Genomic DNA, 17,551 nt, shown 5'->3' with positions numbered 1-17,551 from the left:
TATGCTCGACAGAATCATTAAGTTTTCGTTACACAACCGTCTGTTGGTCATCGCATTATCAGCAATGTTGTTGGTCTATGGCGTGTACGTAAGTCTTCAACTTCCCATCGACGTTTTACCCGATTTGAATCGCCCTAGGGTGACTGTTTTTCTGGAATCCAATGGATTAGCACCCGAAGAAATAGAAACACAGGTGGTATTGCCCGTCGAAACAGCCCTCAACGGCGCTCCAGGCGTAGAAACTGTCCGAAGCACTTCTGCCATCGGATTGGGAATGGTGTTTGTGGAGTTTGACTGGAATGTTGAGATTTACAAAGCTCGTCAACTGGTGGCTGAAAAGCTCCAAACGGTGCAGCTCCCCAATGGAATCACGCCCATCATGGGGCCCATCAGCTCCGTCATGGGGCAGATTATGTACGTAGGCGTGAGCGCCGATACTACCAATCCCGCCGACCTTCGAACGTTGGCAGATTTCAGCATTCGGCGCAGGTTATTGAGTATCAAAGGCGTATCTCAAGTAATTCCGATTGGTGGCGAGCGACGTCAGTATCAAGTACAAGTTTCTGGTCAACGGCTCAAGCAGTACAAGGTAAGTTTGGACCAAGTTGAAAATGCGCTCTCAAAAGCTTCTCAAAACACGTCGGGAAACTTTTATTATGAATACGGCAGCGAGGTGTTGATTCGTAACATTGGCCGCGCCCAATCGTTGGAAGACTTGGCCAATACCGTGGTCACAAGTCAGGGCGGTGTGCCCATTCTGCTATCGCAGGTGGCAGATGTCAAATTTGGCTCTGCCTTCAAACGAGGCGACGGTAGCATCAACGGAAAACCCGCTGTGATATTGGCGGTAGAAAAACAACCGGGCGCGAATACGGTCGGTCTCACAAAACAGATTGAACAAGCCTGTAGCGAACTTCAACGGTCACTTCCGAAAGACATTACGATAAATCCGTCCATTTTTCAGCAAAGCAAGTTCATTCAAGCATCCATTGACAATGTTTTGGAAGCGCTCCGCGATGGGTTCATTTTGGTCGTCATTGTGCTATTTTTGTTCTTAATGAATCTCCGCACCACCGTCATTACCTTGACAGCCATCCCATTATCATTGGTCATTACCGCCCTGATTTTCAAAGCGTTTGATTTGTCTATCAACACCCTGACCTTGGGGGGCTTGGCCATTGCCATTGGCGAATTGGTAGATGACGCCATCGTCGATGTCGAAAATGTGTTTAGGCGTTTGCGCGAAAATCAGCAACTCGATACGCCCAAATCTACCTTACGCGTGGTGTACGAAGCCAGTTCTGAGGTTAGAAATTCCATTGTCTATGCCACGGTCATTGTCGTGCTGGTTTTTATTCCGCTGTTTTACATGGAAGGCATCGAAGGGCGGATTTTTGCCCCTTTGGGCATTGCTTACATTACGTCCATTACCGCTTCGCTGTTTGTGTCCCTCACGCTTACGCCCGTCTTGTGCAGTTATTTTTTAAAAATAAAAAGTGCCAGTAAGCACTCAAAAAGTTTTTGGAATCGAATTTCAACACTAGCCGCCTCAGAGACCGACACACGTTTGGTGAGATGGTTAAAAACAAAAGACACGCACATACTTCATTGGTCGCTCAATCGGCCTAAGGCCATTATTGGCACCGCTATTGTGCTGATTTTAATTTCTTTAGGAACGATTCCTTTTTTTGGAACTGAGTTTTTGCCGCCATTTAATGAAGGAGCTTTTACCGTTAATTTAATTGCCCCCACGGGAACTTCGCTTGAGGAATCCAATAAGATAGGGACGCTGGCCGAAAAACTGATGCTGCAAATCCCCGAAGTGGAATACGCCAGCCGTCGAACAGGTCGGGCCGAGTTGGACGAGCACGTTGAACCCGTGAGTCGGTCAGAAATTGATGTTACTATACGGCCTGATATTGAGCGGAGTCGTAGCGAAATCATTGCCGATATTCGCAAAAAGCTGAGCATTTTAAAGGGTGTTTCCGTGGGCGTGGGGCAACCGATTTCACACCGCATTGAGCATTTGCTGTCGGGGGTTCAGGCGCAGGTTGTGTTGAAGATTTACGGAAACGATTTGGCCGAACTGCGCTCCATGGCTCAGAAGGTGCAGGCTACCATGCAAGGGGTAGAGGGCGTCACTGACCTTGCCATCGAACGCCAAACGCTGGTTCCCCAATTGTTGATTCGGGTACGGCGCAATGACCTGCAACGTTTTGGATTACAGGCGGGAAAAGTCACCGAAGAATTGGAAGTATTTTATAACGGAAAGATAACGGGGCAAATCTACGAAGGGCAAAAATCATTTGACATCCTGATTCGTACCAACGAGCGCGAGCGCAGCAATTTAGAAGCCATCCGAAATACCCAAATCTCCACGCCCGAAGGAGAGCTTATTCCGCTTCATCAAATCGCGGATATTGAACAAACCATGACTGTCAATCAAGTAGTACACGAAAATACCCAACGGCGCATGGTAGTTTCGGCCAATGTGCACGGACGTGATTTGGGGAGTACGGTTGAAGAAATCAAGCAGAAAATGAGCAAAGTGTCGTTGCCTCAAGGCTATTTTATTGTGTATTCTGGCCTGATTGAGAGCCAGGAGTCGGCCTCGCAATTGATTATATTTTTAGCCATTTTCTCGATTTTGGCCATTTTTTTGGTGCTTTATACTCATTTCAAATCTATCGCCATCGTATTGCAAATCATGCTCAATATTCCGCTGGCGTTGATTGGCAGCGTGGTAGCGGTAATGCTTACGGGCGGCACTTTTTCGGTTGCTACGCTGGTTGGATTTATCACACTAACGGGCATCGCGAGTCGAAATGGAATTATGATGATTTCCCACTACATTCACTTGGTGGAAAAAGAAGGTGAGACATTCAGCAAACCCATGATTATCCGAGGTTCTCTCGAACGGCTTGTCCCCGTATTAATGACGGCACTAGTAGCCGCCTTAGCGCTCGTTCCGCTCACGCTCGACCCACAAGCGGCGGGTAAAGAAATTCTTTACCCCGTTGCAACGGTTATTCTGGGCGGGCTACTTTCGAGTACATTCTTGGATATTATTGTAACGCCCGTGGTATTTTATACGTTTGGTAAAAAAGCATTGCAAACTTATTTTTCCTCAAAAAACAAGCAAGATATTTTAAGTTAAATTCTATCATAATGGTTAGCAAACCTTCCTCAATTTTGCTTTTTATTCTAACATTTTGCACATCTGTACTTTTGGCGCAAACCAAAGGAACTGTTCTGTCAGGCAAAATCAGAGATGCCCAAACCAAAGCAGCGCTCCCATTTGTAAATATTGTATTAACAACCGACATAGACAGTGCTTTTGTGGTTGGCACAATCACCAATGACGAAGGGATTTTTTCGCTGCCTTCCGTCAAAAAAGGTAAATACAAATTGACCGCTTCGTTTGTGGGGTATCAGGTCACGAAACAAACGGTATCGGTGGGGCAACTGAGCGATTTTTTAGATTTAGGCACCATTGACTTGCCTGAAGACCGCCAGACACTTGAAGAAGTAAAGGTAGTGGCGCAGCAACAGGGTATTGCGGGCACAATGGATAAAAAAACATTTTTGACCGCTGATAATATCAGCCAAACCAGCGGCTCAGTGTTACAAATGATGAACAATCTGCCTGGAATTACCACCTCCCAGGAAGGCAAAATTCAGCTCAGGGGCTCCGATAAAGTAGTGGTGCTGATTGATGGAAAACAAACGGCATTGACGGGCTTTGGCAGTCAAACTGGGCTTGATAATTTGCCAGCTTCAGCTATTGAAAAAATCGAAATCATCAACAACCCCTCCGCCAAATACGATGCCAACGGCAACGCGGGCATTATCAATATCATTTTCAAAAAGAATGAACAATACGGCTGGAACGGCAAAGTCGGCTTGGCGGCAGGCTTGGGCGCTTTATGGGTTAGAAAAGAGAACCTGCCTACGATTCGTCCCCAGTTTCAGAATACGCCTAAGCTGAATCCTTCCTTTTCCATCAATCACCGCAAACACAAAGCCAATGTATTCTTACAGGGCGATTGGCTTTATACCCAAACGCTCAATAAAAATGAGTTTTCTACCCGCACCTATGATACGGGAGAAAACGTCATTCAGCAAATCAAACGCAACCGAACCACCACCTATGCCACCGTCAAAACGGGAATAGACTACGCTTTCAATTCCAGCAATACGCTGACGGTTTCGGGGCTTTTTAACCGTGAGAAGATCCTTGATAACGGCGATAACCCTTATTTTAAGGACGATTTCTCCAATCGGTATCGTTTATGGCAGTTTTTGGAAGATGAGGTAAAATATACGGCCATGGCCACGGCGGTATTTGTTCATAAGTTCAGACAACCAGGACGTTTGCTGAATTTCAATTATAATTACACGTTTCACCGCGAAGACGAAAAATACTTTTTCACCAACACCCTTCCAGCATCTACTGGCACTGATTCCTTCAAATTGCTTTCGGATGAGCAAGTTTCCGATTTCAACGTTGACTATGTCCGCCCTCTTCGGCAGGGCAAGCTGGAAACGGGCGTCAAGTTGAGAAGACGGAGTATTCCCGTCAATATGCAATTCTTTCCAGGTCAAAATTCACCGTTGGACGTAAATGCCGGCGGTTGGGCCAATTATTACGAAACCATTCCCGCCCTGTACGGAAATTATGTGTTTGAAAACGATAAGATAGAATTGGAAAGTGGCCTTCGGGTGGAGTACGTAAAGGTCAATTACGAAGTAAATCCCAACCATAATACCTACAAAAGCGACGGCTATAACTACACACAGCCTTTTCCAAACCTGAGGCTGGCGTATAAATTCAATGATAAAAACAAAATTTCGTTCTTTTTTAACAGGCGCGTAGACCGTCCCAATGAAGTAGATATTCGCATTTTTCCCAAATACGATGAACCTGAGCTGATAAAGGTCGGCAACCCAACTCTCAAACCTCAGTTTACAAGTTCTTTTGAAATGGGGTATAAAACCAATTGGCTAAACGGTAACCTTTATGCCGCAGCGTACCAACGCATTACCGACGGTACCATTACACGCATTGCCACTCAGGTGCCAGGGAGTGTTTTACTGTATAATATCTTTCAAAACATTGGGCGAAGCTACAACACCGGCATAGAAATGGTATGGCAACAGCAACTTACCAAACCAGTCTCGCTGAATGCAAGTGTGAATATTTATCAAAATACGATTAACGCATTTTCGGTTATCAACAAATATCCCGTGCCCACAACCTATACCGCCGATAAACAGCAACTCGTATCTGGAAACGTGAAGCTCAACAGTCTGGCACATTTGTCAAACGGCTTTGATGTGCAGGTCAGTGCCGTATATCTAGCCCCCGACCTTATTCCGCAGGGGCGCATCGAACAACGCTTTTCTCTTGATTTAGGCATTAAGAAAAATGTACAAAAAGGTAAAGGTGACATCTTTTTGAACGCCACCGACCTACTGAATACTATGCAAATCAGAAAAAAAATTACGGGAAATGGTTTTGTACTACAAAGCACTGACTATTACGAAACGCAGGTAGTGCGCTTAGGATATAATCGCAAGTTTTAATCAGAAATAAGCTAAACAACCATGAATGAAATCCTCTTTGGCGCTTTGATTTTAAGCATTTTACACGCACTAATTCCTAGCCACTGGCTGCCTTTTGTGACCATCGGCAAAACCGAACATTGGTCTGAAAGCCGCACGCTGGCCGTGACGGGTTTAGCGGGCTTGGCCCATACCGTCAGCACAAGCATTTTGGGGCTTATCATCGGATATGCGGGCTACGAATTATCAGAAAGCTACCATGAGCTTGCCGAAAGCGTTATTCCTGCGGTTTTGTTGATGTTGGGCCTTTGGTACTTGATGCAACACATTCGCCATTCGCACGCTCACGAGCACATTGACCCTGCTGCCATTAATGGAAAATCGTTCAAAACCCTGCTTTTATCGCTTTGTGTGGGCATGTTTTTATCGCCTTGCATGGAAATCAACGCCTACTTCCTGAGTGCGGGCGCGCTGGGCTGGCAGGCGTTGGGTTTAGTTGCTTTGATTTACAACGTGGTTACGTTGGCAGGAATGATTCTGATGGTTTGGGTAGCGAGTCGTGGTTTACGATTGGTCAATGCGCACTGGTTTGAACACAACGAGAATCTTATTACTGGTCTCACACTCATTGGGTTAGCCATTTTAAATTTCTTTATTGAGTTCTAAAAAAAGGCATTTCTTATGAAAAATACCGATAGTGTACCTTTGGCGCAACAAGCTCCCGAAAAAGCCAATAAGCCTACCCACGAACATAATCACTCAAAAGCCCCTGAAGAAAGTCTCCTGAAAATTTATTGGCGGTTGTGGTTGAGCTTGACTATTTTGATAGGTTTTCTGCTGCTAAAATTTGTGTTATCCTACGAACTGACTCAACCCGTAGAGATAGGCCTGATGGTGGCGGCCTACTTATTGGCGGGTTATCCTACCCTCGAACGCGCTTTTCTCTCATTAAAACGCAGCGATTTTTTCAATGAATTTACCTTAATGTCAATCGCTACACTCGGTGCTTTTTACATTGGCGAATACAGCGAAGGCGTGGCCGTAATGGTCTTTTATGAAATCGGCGAGTTGTTTCAAAGTCTGGCGGTAAATCGTTCCAAACGTTCTATCAAAGCCTTATTGGATATTCGTCCCGATTCAGTTACTGTTGTACGCAATGGAAATCATCAGGTAATTCATCCTTCCGACGTGGCAGTTGGGGAAATGATTATAGTAAAAGCGGGCGAAAAAATTGCGCTTGATGGTACACTACTTACTCAAAAAGCTACTTTCAATACCTCCGCCCTAACGGGAGAATCTCGCCCCGCTACCAAACACGCTGGCGATGCTGTATTGGCAGGAATGATTAACTTAGAGAGGCTTATTGAAATGCAGGTTTCGACCGCTTTCAAGGACTCTAAGCTTTCGCGCATTTTGTCTATGGTGCAGGACGCCACCTCCCGAAAAGCCCCTACCCAACTGTTTATCAGCCGTTTTGCCAAAGTTTATACGCCCATTGTTTTCTTTTTGGCATTATCGGTGATTCTCCTTCCTTTCTTTTTTGTGGATACCTATCAATTCAAAGAATGGCTATACCGAGGCATGGTTTTTTTGGTGATTGCCTGCCCGTGCGCCTTAACGGTCTCCATTCCACTGGGCTACTTTGGGGGAATCGGGCTGGCTTCTCGTCATGGAATCTTGGTTAAAGGCTCTAATTTTTTGGATGTAATGACCGAGTTAACCACGGTTGTTTCTGATAAAACGGGGACCCTCACCCGAGGGGTTTTCAAGGTTCAGGAAATAAAAACAAGCCTTGACGAACAGGAATTTATTCAAACAGTAGCCGCGCTGGAAAAGGCTTCAACACACCCTATTGCCAAAGCCATCGCCGAATATGCCCTTGACCAAACCCAAATACACCACGTTGAACGGGTAGAAGAAATAGCGGGACAGGGTTTAAAAGGAATCGTTGCTGGCAAAAACGTTCTGTGCGGCAATCTTAAACTTCTGCAAAAATTCAACATTACCTATCCCACCGAGCTAGAACAAATCGTTGACACCATCGTAGCTGTTAGTATTGATAATCAATATGTTGGTTATCTTACCATTGCCGATGAAGTAAAAGAAGATGCCGCCCAAACCGTAGCTGAATTAAAAAAAATGGGTATTGAGACCATTATGCTCTCGGGCGATAAAGCGGCAGTGGTTCAAAAAATAGCCGACCAACTTCACATCTCAACCGCCTACGGAGAGTTGCTTCCAGAAGATAAAGTACAAAAAGTACAGGAGCTCAAAAACGCCGGCAAACGCATCGCGTTCGTTGGCGATGGAGTCAACGATGCGCCCGTTGTGGCCCTTGCCGATGCGGGCATCGCCATGGGCGGCTTAGGCTCAGATGCCACCATTGAAACCGCTGATATTGTGATTCAAAATGACCAACCTTCGCGCATTGTGGCCGCCATTAAAATCGGCAAACTCACCAAACAAGTGGTTTGGCAAAACATTATCTTGGCAATGGGTGTAAAAATAGCCGTTATGGCGCTGGGTGCAGGCGGCGTTGCCAACCTCTGGGAAGCCGTTTTTGCTGACGTAGGCGTAGCGTTATTGGCGATTTTGAATGCTTACAGAATTCAATCCAAAACCCTCTCCTAAAGGCATGACCACGTATTCAGACATCGACGATTTTTTTGCCAATCAAACCCCCGAAATCCGACAGGTACTCCAATACATTCGGCAGTTATTGCTGGTCGCCCACCCAAAAATGCGCGAAAAGTTTATGTACAGCAATACTATTTTTTTTATTTGCCTAGACTACGTCTGTTATTTTGGAAAAATACACAAAACGAAAGGCGTTGAAATTGGCTTTGTAAAAGGGTTTTTGTTGTCAAACGAGCAGGGATTGCTGGAAGATAAAGGCCGCAAGCTAATTCGGGGGATAACGGTACGCAACCTTCAGGAATTCCGAGCTATTGAAGATGCCTTTCTGGAAATTGTGCAGGAAGCCATTCTGATTAATGAAACACAGCCCGAGAAAACCTTCGCCAAAATCATTTTTGGAACGCGTAAAAAAAAGTAGCGACGCATGATGGCGCGTCGCTACACAATTAATTCCTTAAAACTCCATTTTCTTAATAACTCAAAATCGTAAACTCGGTACGGCGGTTTTTCTGGTGTTCTTCTTCGGTTTTGGCCTCCTTGATAATCAACCGCGACTCACCGTAACCTTTGGCAATCAATCGTTCTTTTTCAATTCCTTTCGTCACGATATAATCTACCGCCGATTGTGCCCGATTTTGCGACAGTTTGTTGTTGTAGCTCTCCGAAGCACGCGCATCCGTATGCGAACTCAGCTCAATACTTACGGTAGGGTTATCTTTCAGGATTTGAACCAATTTGTCCAGTTCAATGGCCGCATCTGAACGGATATTGAATTTATCCAAGTCGTAGTAAATATTTTCTAGGACGAAGGTTTTGTTCACCGCCAAACGGTCCATTTTCAGCGCTACATAAAACGTGGTATCCATCGTCAGCTTCTTACGGAAAATTTGCGGAATGGATTTGCCCGCCATCGTAAATGGCTCGCGTTTAGTGATATATCCCCGCTTTTCAATCAACAACGAATAATCCTTGCCTTCTTCCAGCGGAAACGTACCAAATACACCGCCACCTGTTGAAACGCCTTGCCCTACCAAGCTATCGGCACTGATTTCAAATATTTTTACAATGGCCGAATCGAGCAACGCCGCTGGTGTTTCATTGGATGAAATGGTTCCTGCCAAATAATAATTAACAATTTTAGGCGGCTCGGGCTTACCAACCGTCCGACGACGAGGGTCATCCAGAGGCAGTTTTTCAAGCTCGGCAATTTGGGTAGAATCCAATCCTACGCTTTCGTCTTCAAAGGCATAAATATCGTCATCTCCTTTGCCACCCACTCGGTTGGAGGAGAAGAAACCATATTTCATATCTTCATCAAGATAGACCAGCCCGAAATCGTCAAAGCGGGAATTGATGGGAGCGCCGAGGTTTTCGATGGTAATTACCCCTTGAGAACGCGTTGCCACAAATAAATCCAGTTTGCCTAAGCCCGGATGACCATCAGACGCGAAATACAGTTTCGCATCGGGGCCTACGTACGGAAACATCTCATCGCCAGGCGTATTGATATCTTTACCCATATTGACGGGCTTACTAAAACGCCCAGAGGCATCCATATTGGCTCGATAAATATCAATTCCTCCTACGCCACCAGGACGATTGGAACAGAAATACAAAGTCCGCCCGTCGCGCGAAAAGGCAGGGCTTCCGTCCCAAGCGGCTGAATCACTGACTGGAATCAGGCGCGGCTCGGTCCATTTATTACTCGCAAAGCGGCTCAGGTACAAATCTACATCGGCCGTTCCTTTCTTTTTACCCGTATTTCCTCGCGCAAACACAACGGTTTTTCCGTCTTTGGTAAACGTAACGTTGGCTTCATTGACCCCTTCCAAAAATAAGGCAGGACTGAATATTTCGGGTTCTCCACCTGTTTCGTCATAGTTTTCCGCCAATTTTACTTTATAAATCCCCGTCATTGGCATACCGTTGTTTTTGTACTGGGTCTCTTTGCGGGTAGCGGCAAAAATCAAGTCTTCATCTTTGACGAAAGGCGAAAATTCCGCACCAGCAGTATTGAGTTTCTCCAAATTCTTGATTTGGTAAAAGGTCTTTTTCTGCTGGATAATGTCAATAGCTTTGAGCGTATACAACTCACGGTTTGCTTTTTCGGTTGCTACTTTATTGGTAGGGTTGCTCGCGATGTATTTTTCGAGTTGAGCGGCAGCTTCAGCGTATTTGCCAGCGGCTTTGAGTGCAAAGGCATAATTAAAAGGAGCTTCTGGGTTGGTTATCCCGTTTTCTAAGGCTTTTTGATAATACGGAACCGCCAACTCAAAACGATTCGACATGCGAAACGATTCAGCAATGAGATAATTGGCACGACCAAGTTCGTAACCAGCGGTAACTGCCGTCTGTAAATCCTTAATTGCCAGGCTGTATTCACCGTTGTCAAACTTGCGAACTCCCTGTTTAAAAATAGATTGTGTAGAATTACACGCGGTCAAAATGGCCATTAAACCCACAAAGGCCAAGCCGGATATGAATGTATGCTTTTGCATAATAAGTCAGGTGCGATGCGTAAGCGGCTAAGTTAGCAAAATGATTAATTTCTGCTAAACTTTAACGCGAAATAGTGCTCAAATGTTGCATAAAAAAACCTGACGGAGTCGAAATTCCGTCAGGTTTTTAAAAGATATTTCCGTCAGTATTTTTGAGTTATAAAATCCAGCGGAAAAATACATAGAGTGTAAACGAAAGAAAAATAGAAACGGGTAACGTCAAAACCCACGCAAGCAAAATATTTCGAACCGTTTTAGCTTGCAGGTTTTTGATTCCTTTGCTGGCCACCATCGTGCCCGCAATCCCCGACGAGAGCATGTGCGTAGTACTCACGGGAAGTCCCAATCCAGATGCCAAGCCTATCGTACTGGCTGCTACCAGTTCTGCCGATGCGCCCTGCGCATAGGTAAGGTGAGACTTACCGATTTTTTCGCCCACGGTCACTACAATACGTTTCCAACCCACCATCGTACCCAAACCCAACGAAAGTGAAATCATCAATACCACCCAAAAAGGTGCATAATCGGTATACCGCCGCAGCCCTTTTTTATCATCGGTATTTTCTTTGATGGACGCTTTATCCTGCTCACTAAAGTTGGCCGAAGCACTTTCTGTCAGTTTTTTCAAATTGCTGTTAATCACCAATATATCACGGCGCGCATTCAGGCGCTCATCCTGCCGTATTTTCCCTTCTGTGGTGTGCACCACTAAGGTATTCAGGTCATTGCTGCTACTTCTGATTTTTGAGAGTTGTTTTTTCTCTTCGATTCCTAGCAATGTGGTATCAATCTTCGCCAATGTTTGTTCGATAGTCACCAAGTTTTGCTTCAGTGACTTAGGGTCTACTTCATTGTTAAGTGCAAAATAGGTGGGTACAATACCAATCAAAATCAGCATAACTAGCCCCACTCCCTTCTGTCCGTCGTTGTTACCATGGAAAAAACTTACCCCTGTACATGTTACAATCAGCACAATTCGAATCCACAAAGGCGGCTTTTGGTTTTTCTTAGGTTCACTAAATACTTGTTCGCGGGCTTCTTTACTTAAGGCACGTCGTAAAACAAACATGAGAATAACGGCCAAACTAAACCCAACCAGCGGCGACAATAGCAACGACCCAAAGATTTCGGTGGCCTTGCCCCAGTTTACGCCCGCACCGTCGGTGGCTTCGGGCATCACCGAAAACGCCAAACCGACTCCCAAGATAGAGCCAATCAACGTATGCGAGCTCGAAGATGGCAATCCAAAATACCAAGTTCCAAAATTCCAGATGATGGCGCTCAATAGCAATGCAAGCACCATTGCGATGCTGTGATATACATTTTGGTCAATGAGCAACTCAACGGGCAAAAGATTCACAATTCCCATTGCCACGGCAATCCCCCCCAAGATAACACCCAAAAAATTACAAAAACCCGACCAGATAACAGCGGTTGTGGGTTTGAGGGAATTGGTGTAAATAACGGTAGCAACGGCGTTGGCGGTATCATGAAAACCATTGACAAATTCAAAAGCACAGGCGCATAAAATGCAAATACAGAGAAGAATAAAAATGTCTGTTTCTAAGCCAAACATGGGGAGTTCGTAGTTTATCGTTTATAGTTCACTCTTCACCTTCTTTTTGATACTTAAAGGCTTACACCTATGTAAACTATCTACTTATGTGTTTATTAAGTTAGGTTTTGAGGGCAAAGGTAAAGTAAACTTTTGAGGCGTATGTTAAGAAATTGTTAACACCATCTTTCAAAAATAAAGGTTATCTTAGTTTAAGAGCGGCGAGTCTGGTCGGTCGGCCCGTCTTAGCTTCTTGCGCCAATCCAATTGATATTTCAATTTGATTTCCCCTTTTTCGTCCAAAGCCCTTATGACCAAATTATTTCCATTTAAGTTATGCATTATGGTATCATCGGTGCTCCGTTTCAGGTTGCTTAGCGGTACCTGCACCAACAAGTCCGTTTTATCTCTGAAACTGTAGGTGCCTCCCACAAAAAAGGTCAGCACGCTGGACTCGATTTTCATTTGCTCCATATTTAGCTCTTGCCCCTGTAGAATAAACTGGTTTTTGATGTTCTCAAACCGCACGTTTTCAAAATCTCTTTTTCTAAAAAATATCTTTTGAATCCGTTGAATTGGTTCAAAATGATTCAGTTCACCATTGGACAGCTCAAATGAAAGACGCCCTTTCATACTCGCTGGTACAAACTTAAATGAAGTCGTCAATTGACTGCTGTAAGTGAAATCCGTGCTGATTTTTCCGCTGAGATTACGGTCCGAAATGGTGGTCTGGCCAAAATTTTCAAATGCATAAAAAACCTTTTGAACATCTGCATGATTTACATTTCCACGTGCATATAGGCGGTGCACCGGGCGATCAAAATCCTCAATCCCTCCAGTGACTTGAAAATCACCGCCAAAGGCGTTCATTCTTACATTTTCACATTTTACTGATTTCTCGCTGAAATAGATGTGCCCTTTTACATTCGTAGCTTCAAACTTACGATAATGCACTTTTTTGGCCATCACCACCGCCTTCAATTCAAGCTGTGAAGCGATTTTGGCAATCAATTTGGTAAAAAGTTTATTGTTTTTTCTGGAAAGTGTTTTGTTATAATCTCGAATCCAATCCAAACCCAAATCTGGCGTAAACAGAGCTATGTATCCATTGACTTTATCGGACGAATTGAACGCATAAGGCAACAGCCCCGTCACTTTGCCACTTATCCGAATTTTGTTTCGCCGGTGGTTAAAATGTAGGTAGGACAAATCGACCGTTTTTTCATTGAATCGGATAGTGCTGTACATACGGGTAAAATTCATTCGTTGAGGAAAATACGTAAAAGCGGCATTTTCGAGTTTGGCGTTCCCGTCCAACTTCCCATTCAATTCATTGGTTTTTTCGTTAAAAATAGGGTTCATTTTGCCCGTATAACAATAACTGATAAGTGCTTTTCCTGCATTTAATTTAAAGTAATGCTCGTCAAACAATGAATTTAATTGGGGTAAATCTGCTTTAAAATTGCCCTCCATGGACAGAAAGGGTGCCTCAAAATCAGTGACCGTAAAAAAAGTGTTCAACGGGATATTTCCATACAATTGACCCGTTATATGCTTGGCAATCAGGCGGGAGTTTTGATCACTTGCCGGCAGCGCAGGATTGGCCTGATTGGTAAAATGGGCCGTTGCCAATACATTTAGTATAGCGCCAATGGGGCTTTCATAATTAAACCTTTTGGTCTGAAAATCAATTGACACCGTTGGGTTTTCCCGTTGAAACAACGGCGCATCCAACTGGACGGTAGCAGTTACGACGGGCAAAATATTAAACCGACTAATTGTATCGGCTAACCGTTTGGGGATAATCGCCAATGCCCGCGTCGCGTGAATTGTATCAGTCTTAATTTCAAGGCGAGCGTGGCCTTGAGGTGCAAAATCAAAGCTGCCTTTCAATTCAAATGTATCGTCATAGACTTTGACTTTGGAAGGAAAAATGCGCAAAAAGGACGTTTGAGAGCTAAACGTCATGTTCATATCCAGTTCGGTGGGCTTATGGCTCAGAAACGCACCCCGCTTTTTATTGAACGCCATTTCATCAAAATAGACATTCCCTTTCAACTCCAACTCCCAAAGCGTATCCCTTCGGTTGACGTAATTGGTCAAATCTTCGGCTTTTAAGGCAATGTGTTGGTCTTTGCGGATATTTTCCAAAGAGAAGGACACATTTTTGAGGCACACATCCTTTAAATTTCCAATTACTTTATTGAGGGATGTAGAGTCTCTCTTTTGGCCTACTGACAAGCTATCTCGTGGACGAAAAACGCTGAGATTACTGTACCCTTCTTTATCGACAAGGATATTGATTTTACCTTCTTTCAAACAAATTGATTTAATCTGAAATTCTTTTTTAAACAGACTTTTCATATCTACCTGAATCGTAAGTTGCTGAATAAAAAGAAATTCTGCACGATGCCTTGCATAAGCCGTATCTTGCAAATGAACATCAAAAAGCGAGAAAGAGAAGCCAATTCCGTTAGCAAAAGGCGTAAAACCAAAATCACGGGCCGTCAACCGACCATTAATCTCTTGATTTGCTTTTTTTAGAATGTATTGAAAAGCGTCGTCGCGGTATTGATAGGCCCAAGTCAACATACCTCCCATCACAACCGCTAACACGCCGAATAAGGAAAGGATGATTTGAGTTGTTTTGGAAAAAGACATACTTGAAACCGAAAAATAACAAACTGTCAAACGTAAATAAAAAGATATTGATAACGAGCACTTTGCAAACTAAAATGGTCACTTTGCGCCAAAGTCATTTTTATATAAAAGTAATACTACAATATACATTACTTTTATTACATAAAAATATCATACCAACACGATGCAATATAGAAGATTTGGAAGAACTGATTGGCAGGTAAGCGAAATCGGCTACGGAATGTGGGGGCTAGCAGGATGGACTGGCTCCGAAGAAAATGAATACAATGCGGCATTGAATCGCTCCGTCGAACTAGGCTGTAATTTCTTTGACACCGCCTGGGGATACGGTGCTGGGCAAAGCGAACGAACCCTCGGCGAGCTAGTAAAACGTCATCCAGACCAACGTCTGTACGTGGCCACCAAAATCCCGCCCAAGAACTTTAAATGGCCATCCAAAGCAGAATATCCGTTGGAAGAATGCTTTCCAGCGTCACATATTATTGAGTACACCGAAAAAAGCCTTCAGAATCTCGGCGTTGAAACCATTGATTTACAGCAGTTTCACGTATGGGAAGACCATTGGGCACAGCATGAAGAATGGCAAAAAGCGATTGAGCAACTAACCCGCGACGGAAAAGTACTTCACTGGGGCATCAGTGTAAATCGCTGGGAACCCGATAATGTACTGAACACCCTCAAAACAGGGCTTATTTCGTCGGTGCAAGTCATTTATAATATTTTTGACCAAGCGCCCGAAGACAATCTGTTTCCGTTATGCCGCGAGTTGGACGTAGCCGTGATTGCCCGTGTGCCATTTGATGAAGGTACGCTCACTGGAACAATGACCAAAGAAACCACATTCCCCTCGAACGATTGGCGAGCTACGTATTTTGTACCCGAAAACCTCAACTCCAGCGTCGACCACGCCGATGCGCTACGGCCACTGATTCCGTCGGGGATGACCATGCCAGAAATGGCGCTGCGGTTTATTTTAAGTAATCCCGATGTGGCAACCACCATTCCAGGAATGCGCAAACTTCGTAACGTAGAAGCCAATATGGCCTCTTCTGACGGCGCGGGATTAGAGGCAGAATTGCTCGAAATACTCAAAGGCCACCGCTGGGACCGCGAACCAACCAGCTGGAGTCAATAGGAGCAAAATAAAATGCTGAAGGCATTGTTTCTGCCTTCAGCATTTTATTTTCAAAACCGCGCTTCTTCCCAGCTCGAATCTAAGTCTTTCAGATAACGCTTATATACCGCCACTTTCTTTTGAATCCTTTCTTCTTTGGCATCCAGCTGCTCGATTCGTTTAATGACGGCCTCATAAAATTCCGTCAAATGATCCCGAAGACTATTTCGGTGTTCGCACCTAGCAAAAGAACCCGCATATTTTGTTGACGAATCTGGAGTTATGGTATGGAGGTACTGCAATTCCAAATCATCTACTTGATGGGCTATTACCAAAAGTCTGTCAGAGGTAGGCATAAAGGGCACCAAATTAGTGATGGTCTTGATAATGTGCCTCACAACGATGTAATCCTCTCTTCCCCAAAAATAAATTTGATCGAAGGCCAAATCCACGAGTTGTTCGAAGCTAAATTCCCGAATAAAAATATTTTTCTCGGCCAACAGTTTTGCCTCTTTCGAGACAGTTTCACTCAACGCTGCTTTTTCGATGATTGTTCCTAGATAATCAAGGCAGTTTAGGGCAGTAGTTGGGTCATTGACGGCTGGCGAGATGGCTTTAATGGCTATATCGACCAATTGCCTGATTCCGAAGGGAATATCCTGTTTATAACTGCGAAATTTATCCACCACAAAACAAGCCGACATTTCTTTTTCTAATGCCTTAAAAAGGGATTTTTTCTCAGAAGGGCACTTTATTTCGGCTAAAATTCCCCCTTGAATAACAAAACTGCCAATGTGCGGACGCACGTCCATTCTAACATGACGGTCATCGGGAAAAATTTGGGCTAACTTTTGATACCGCAAAGAATCCAAGTACCCGCTGATGGGTGACCTAATCCGAATCACCGTTTCTGTTTCAGGCAGGGGCGGTAGTGCCTCGTACAATTCGTCGATTTCTCGAACGGTTCGAAGGGCAATGTTGTGTGTAATACTGGACGCGTTGATGTTGCCAATAATGTGATGAATGAATAACGGAAACACCATTATAATCAGGTAAAAGCTACCAACAATCCCGAATTTGGGATAGATCAGGGCCGCATCTGACCACCCAAAATATTGTAAACCCATCAAGTACGCTACACACGCAAGAAATGACCACAGAAAAAAGCGGCTAAATTGATCATATTCAAAAAAAGACCGTATGATACGCGGTGAAAACTGAACCGAAGCCAATTGCAGTGCCACAAATACAAACGAAAAAGTAGTCACTACAATCGTGGTTAAAATGCCGGCCAGAGCCGTCAAAAACCCATCTAAAAGCACTCCCGCCTCCCCTGGTCGCCAAGCGTGGAGGCCAAGCGTCAACAAAGCGGTAATCAAATAAGAAGTCAAAACCAACCACAGCCAATTTGACTTGATTCGTTCATGAAATTGATAAATGCGGCGAAAAAACATACGATTAAGAAAAAAAACAACTCCAATGTTGAAGTGTACGATAAAATGAAATCAGGTCAAAATTAGG

The 17,551-nt window shown here is 44.3% G+C and carries 10 protein-coding genes; 6 read left to right on the top strand and 4 right to left on the bottom strand.

What is annotated here, in order from left to right; all coding sequences use genetic code 11:
* Position 1 precedes the first annotated feature (1 nt).
* The 5 genes from GVN20_RS25360 to GVN20_RS25340 are packed head-to-tail and all read left to right on the top strand — an operon-like array spanning position 2 to position 8,620.
* Positions 2 to 3,157, top strand: a complete 3,156-nt coding sequence (locus GVN20_RS25360) for an efflux RND transporter permease subunit (protein WP_166561021.1) — start codon at positions 2 to 4, stop codon at positions 3,155 to 3,157.
* Positions 3,158 to 3,192: 35 nt separating this feature from the next.
* Positions 3,193 to 5,586, top strand: a complete 2,394-nt coding sequence (locus tag GVN20_RS25355) for a TonB-dependent receptor domain-containing protein (protein ID WP_229599182.1) — start codon at positions 3,193 to 3,195, stop codon at positions 5,584 to 5,586.
* A gap of 21 nt (positions 5,587 to 5,607) precedes the next feature.
* Positions 5,608 to 6,231, top strand: a complete 624-nt coding sequence (locus GVN20_RS25350) for a hypothetical protein (protein WP_166561019.1) — start codon at positions 5,608 to 5,610, stop codon at positions 6,229 to 6,231.
* 15 nt (positions 6,232 to 6,246) lie between these two features.
* Positions 6,247 to 8,196 (top strand): heavy metal translocating P-type ATPase, encoded by a 1,950-nt coding sequence (locus tag GVN20_RS25345; protein WP_166561018.1) that lies wholly within the window; start codon positions 6,247 to 6,249, stop codon positions 8,194 to 8,196.
* Between the two features lie 4 nt (positions 8,197 to 8,200).
* Positions 8,201 to 8,620 (top strand): DUF1801 domain-containing protein, encoded by a 420-nt coding sequence (locus tag GVN20_RS25340; protein ID WP_166561017.1) that lies wholly within the window; start codon positions 8,201 to 8,203, stop codon positions 8,618 to 8,620.
* 52 nt (positions 8,621 to 8,672) lie between these two features.
* On the opposite strand, the gene GVN20_RS25335 is transcribed toward GVN20_RS25340, so the two are convergent.
* From GVN20_RS25335 to GVN20_RS25325, 3 genes are all read right to left on the bottom strand, one after another.
* Entirely contained in the window at positions 8,673 to 10,700 is a 2,028-nt protein-coding gene (locus GVN20_RS25335) for an OmpA family protein (RefSeq protein ID WP_206023373.1), read from the bottom strand.
* 157 nt (positions 10,701 to 10,857) lie between these two features.
* The gene (locus GVN20_RS25330) at positions 10,858 to 12,276 is read right to left on the bottom strand and encodes an inorganic phosphate transporter (protein ID WP_166561016.1); all 1,419 of its coding nucleotides are present in this window, start codon (positions 12,274 to 12,276) and stop codon (positions 10,858 to 10,860) included.
* 186 nt (positions 12,277 to 12,462) lie between these two features.
* Positions 12,463 to 14,916: an AsmA-like C-terminal region-containing protein gene (locus tag GVN20_RS25325; protein ID WP_166561015.1), complete on the bottom strand. Its 2,454-nt coding sequence runs from the start codon at positions 14,914 to 14,916 to the stop codon at positions 12,463 to 12,465.
* 163 nt (positions 14,917 to 15,079) lie between these two features.
* Between GVN20_RS25325 and GVN20_RS25320 the strand changes: the two genes are divergently transcribed.
* Positions 15,080 to 16,051 carry an aldo/keto reductase gene (locus GVN20_RS25320; protein ID WP_166561014.1) on the top strand — a complete coding sequence of 324 codons (972 nt, stop codon included), beginning with the start codon at positions 15,080 to 15,082 and terminating at the stop codon, positions 16,049 to 16,051.
* A gap of 50 nt (positions 16,052 to 16,101) precedes the next feature.
* Here GVN20_RS25320 and GVN20_RS25315 read toward each other — a convergent pair whose 3' ends face one another.
* The gene (locus GVN20_RS25315) at positions 16,102 to 17,484 is read right to left on the bottom strand and encodes a DUF2254 domain-containing protein (RefSeq protein WP_166561013.1); all 1,383 of its coding nucleotides are present in this window, start codon (positions 17,482 to 17,484) and stop codon (positions 16,102 to 16,104) included.
* Positions 17,485 to 17,551: the final 67 nt, after the last annotated feature.

Source organism: Runella sp. CRIBMP, assembly GCF_009905605.1.
Taxonomy (GTDB): Bacteria; Bacteroidota; Bacteroidia; order Cytophagales; family Spirosomataceae; genus Runella.
The sequence above is the reverse complement of the archived record's forward strand: the minus strand, read 5'-3'. Positions and strand labels throughout refer to the sequence as shown.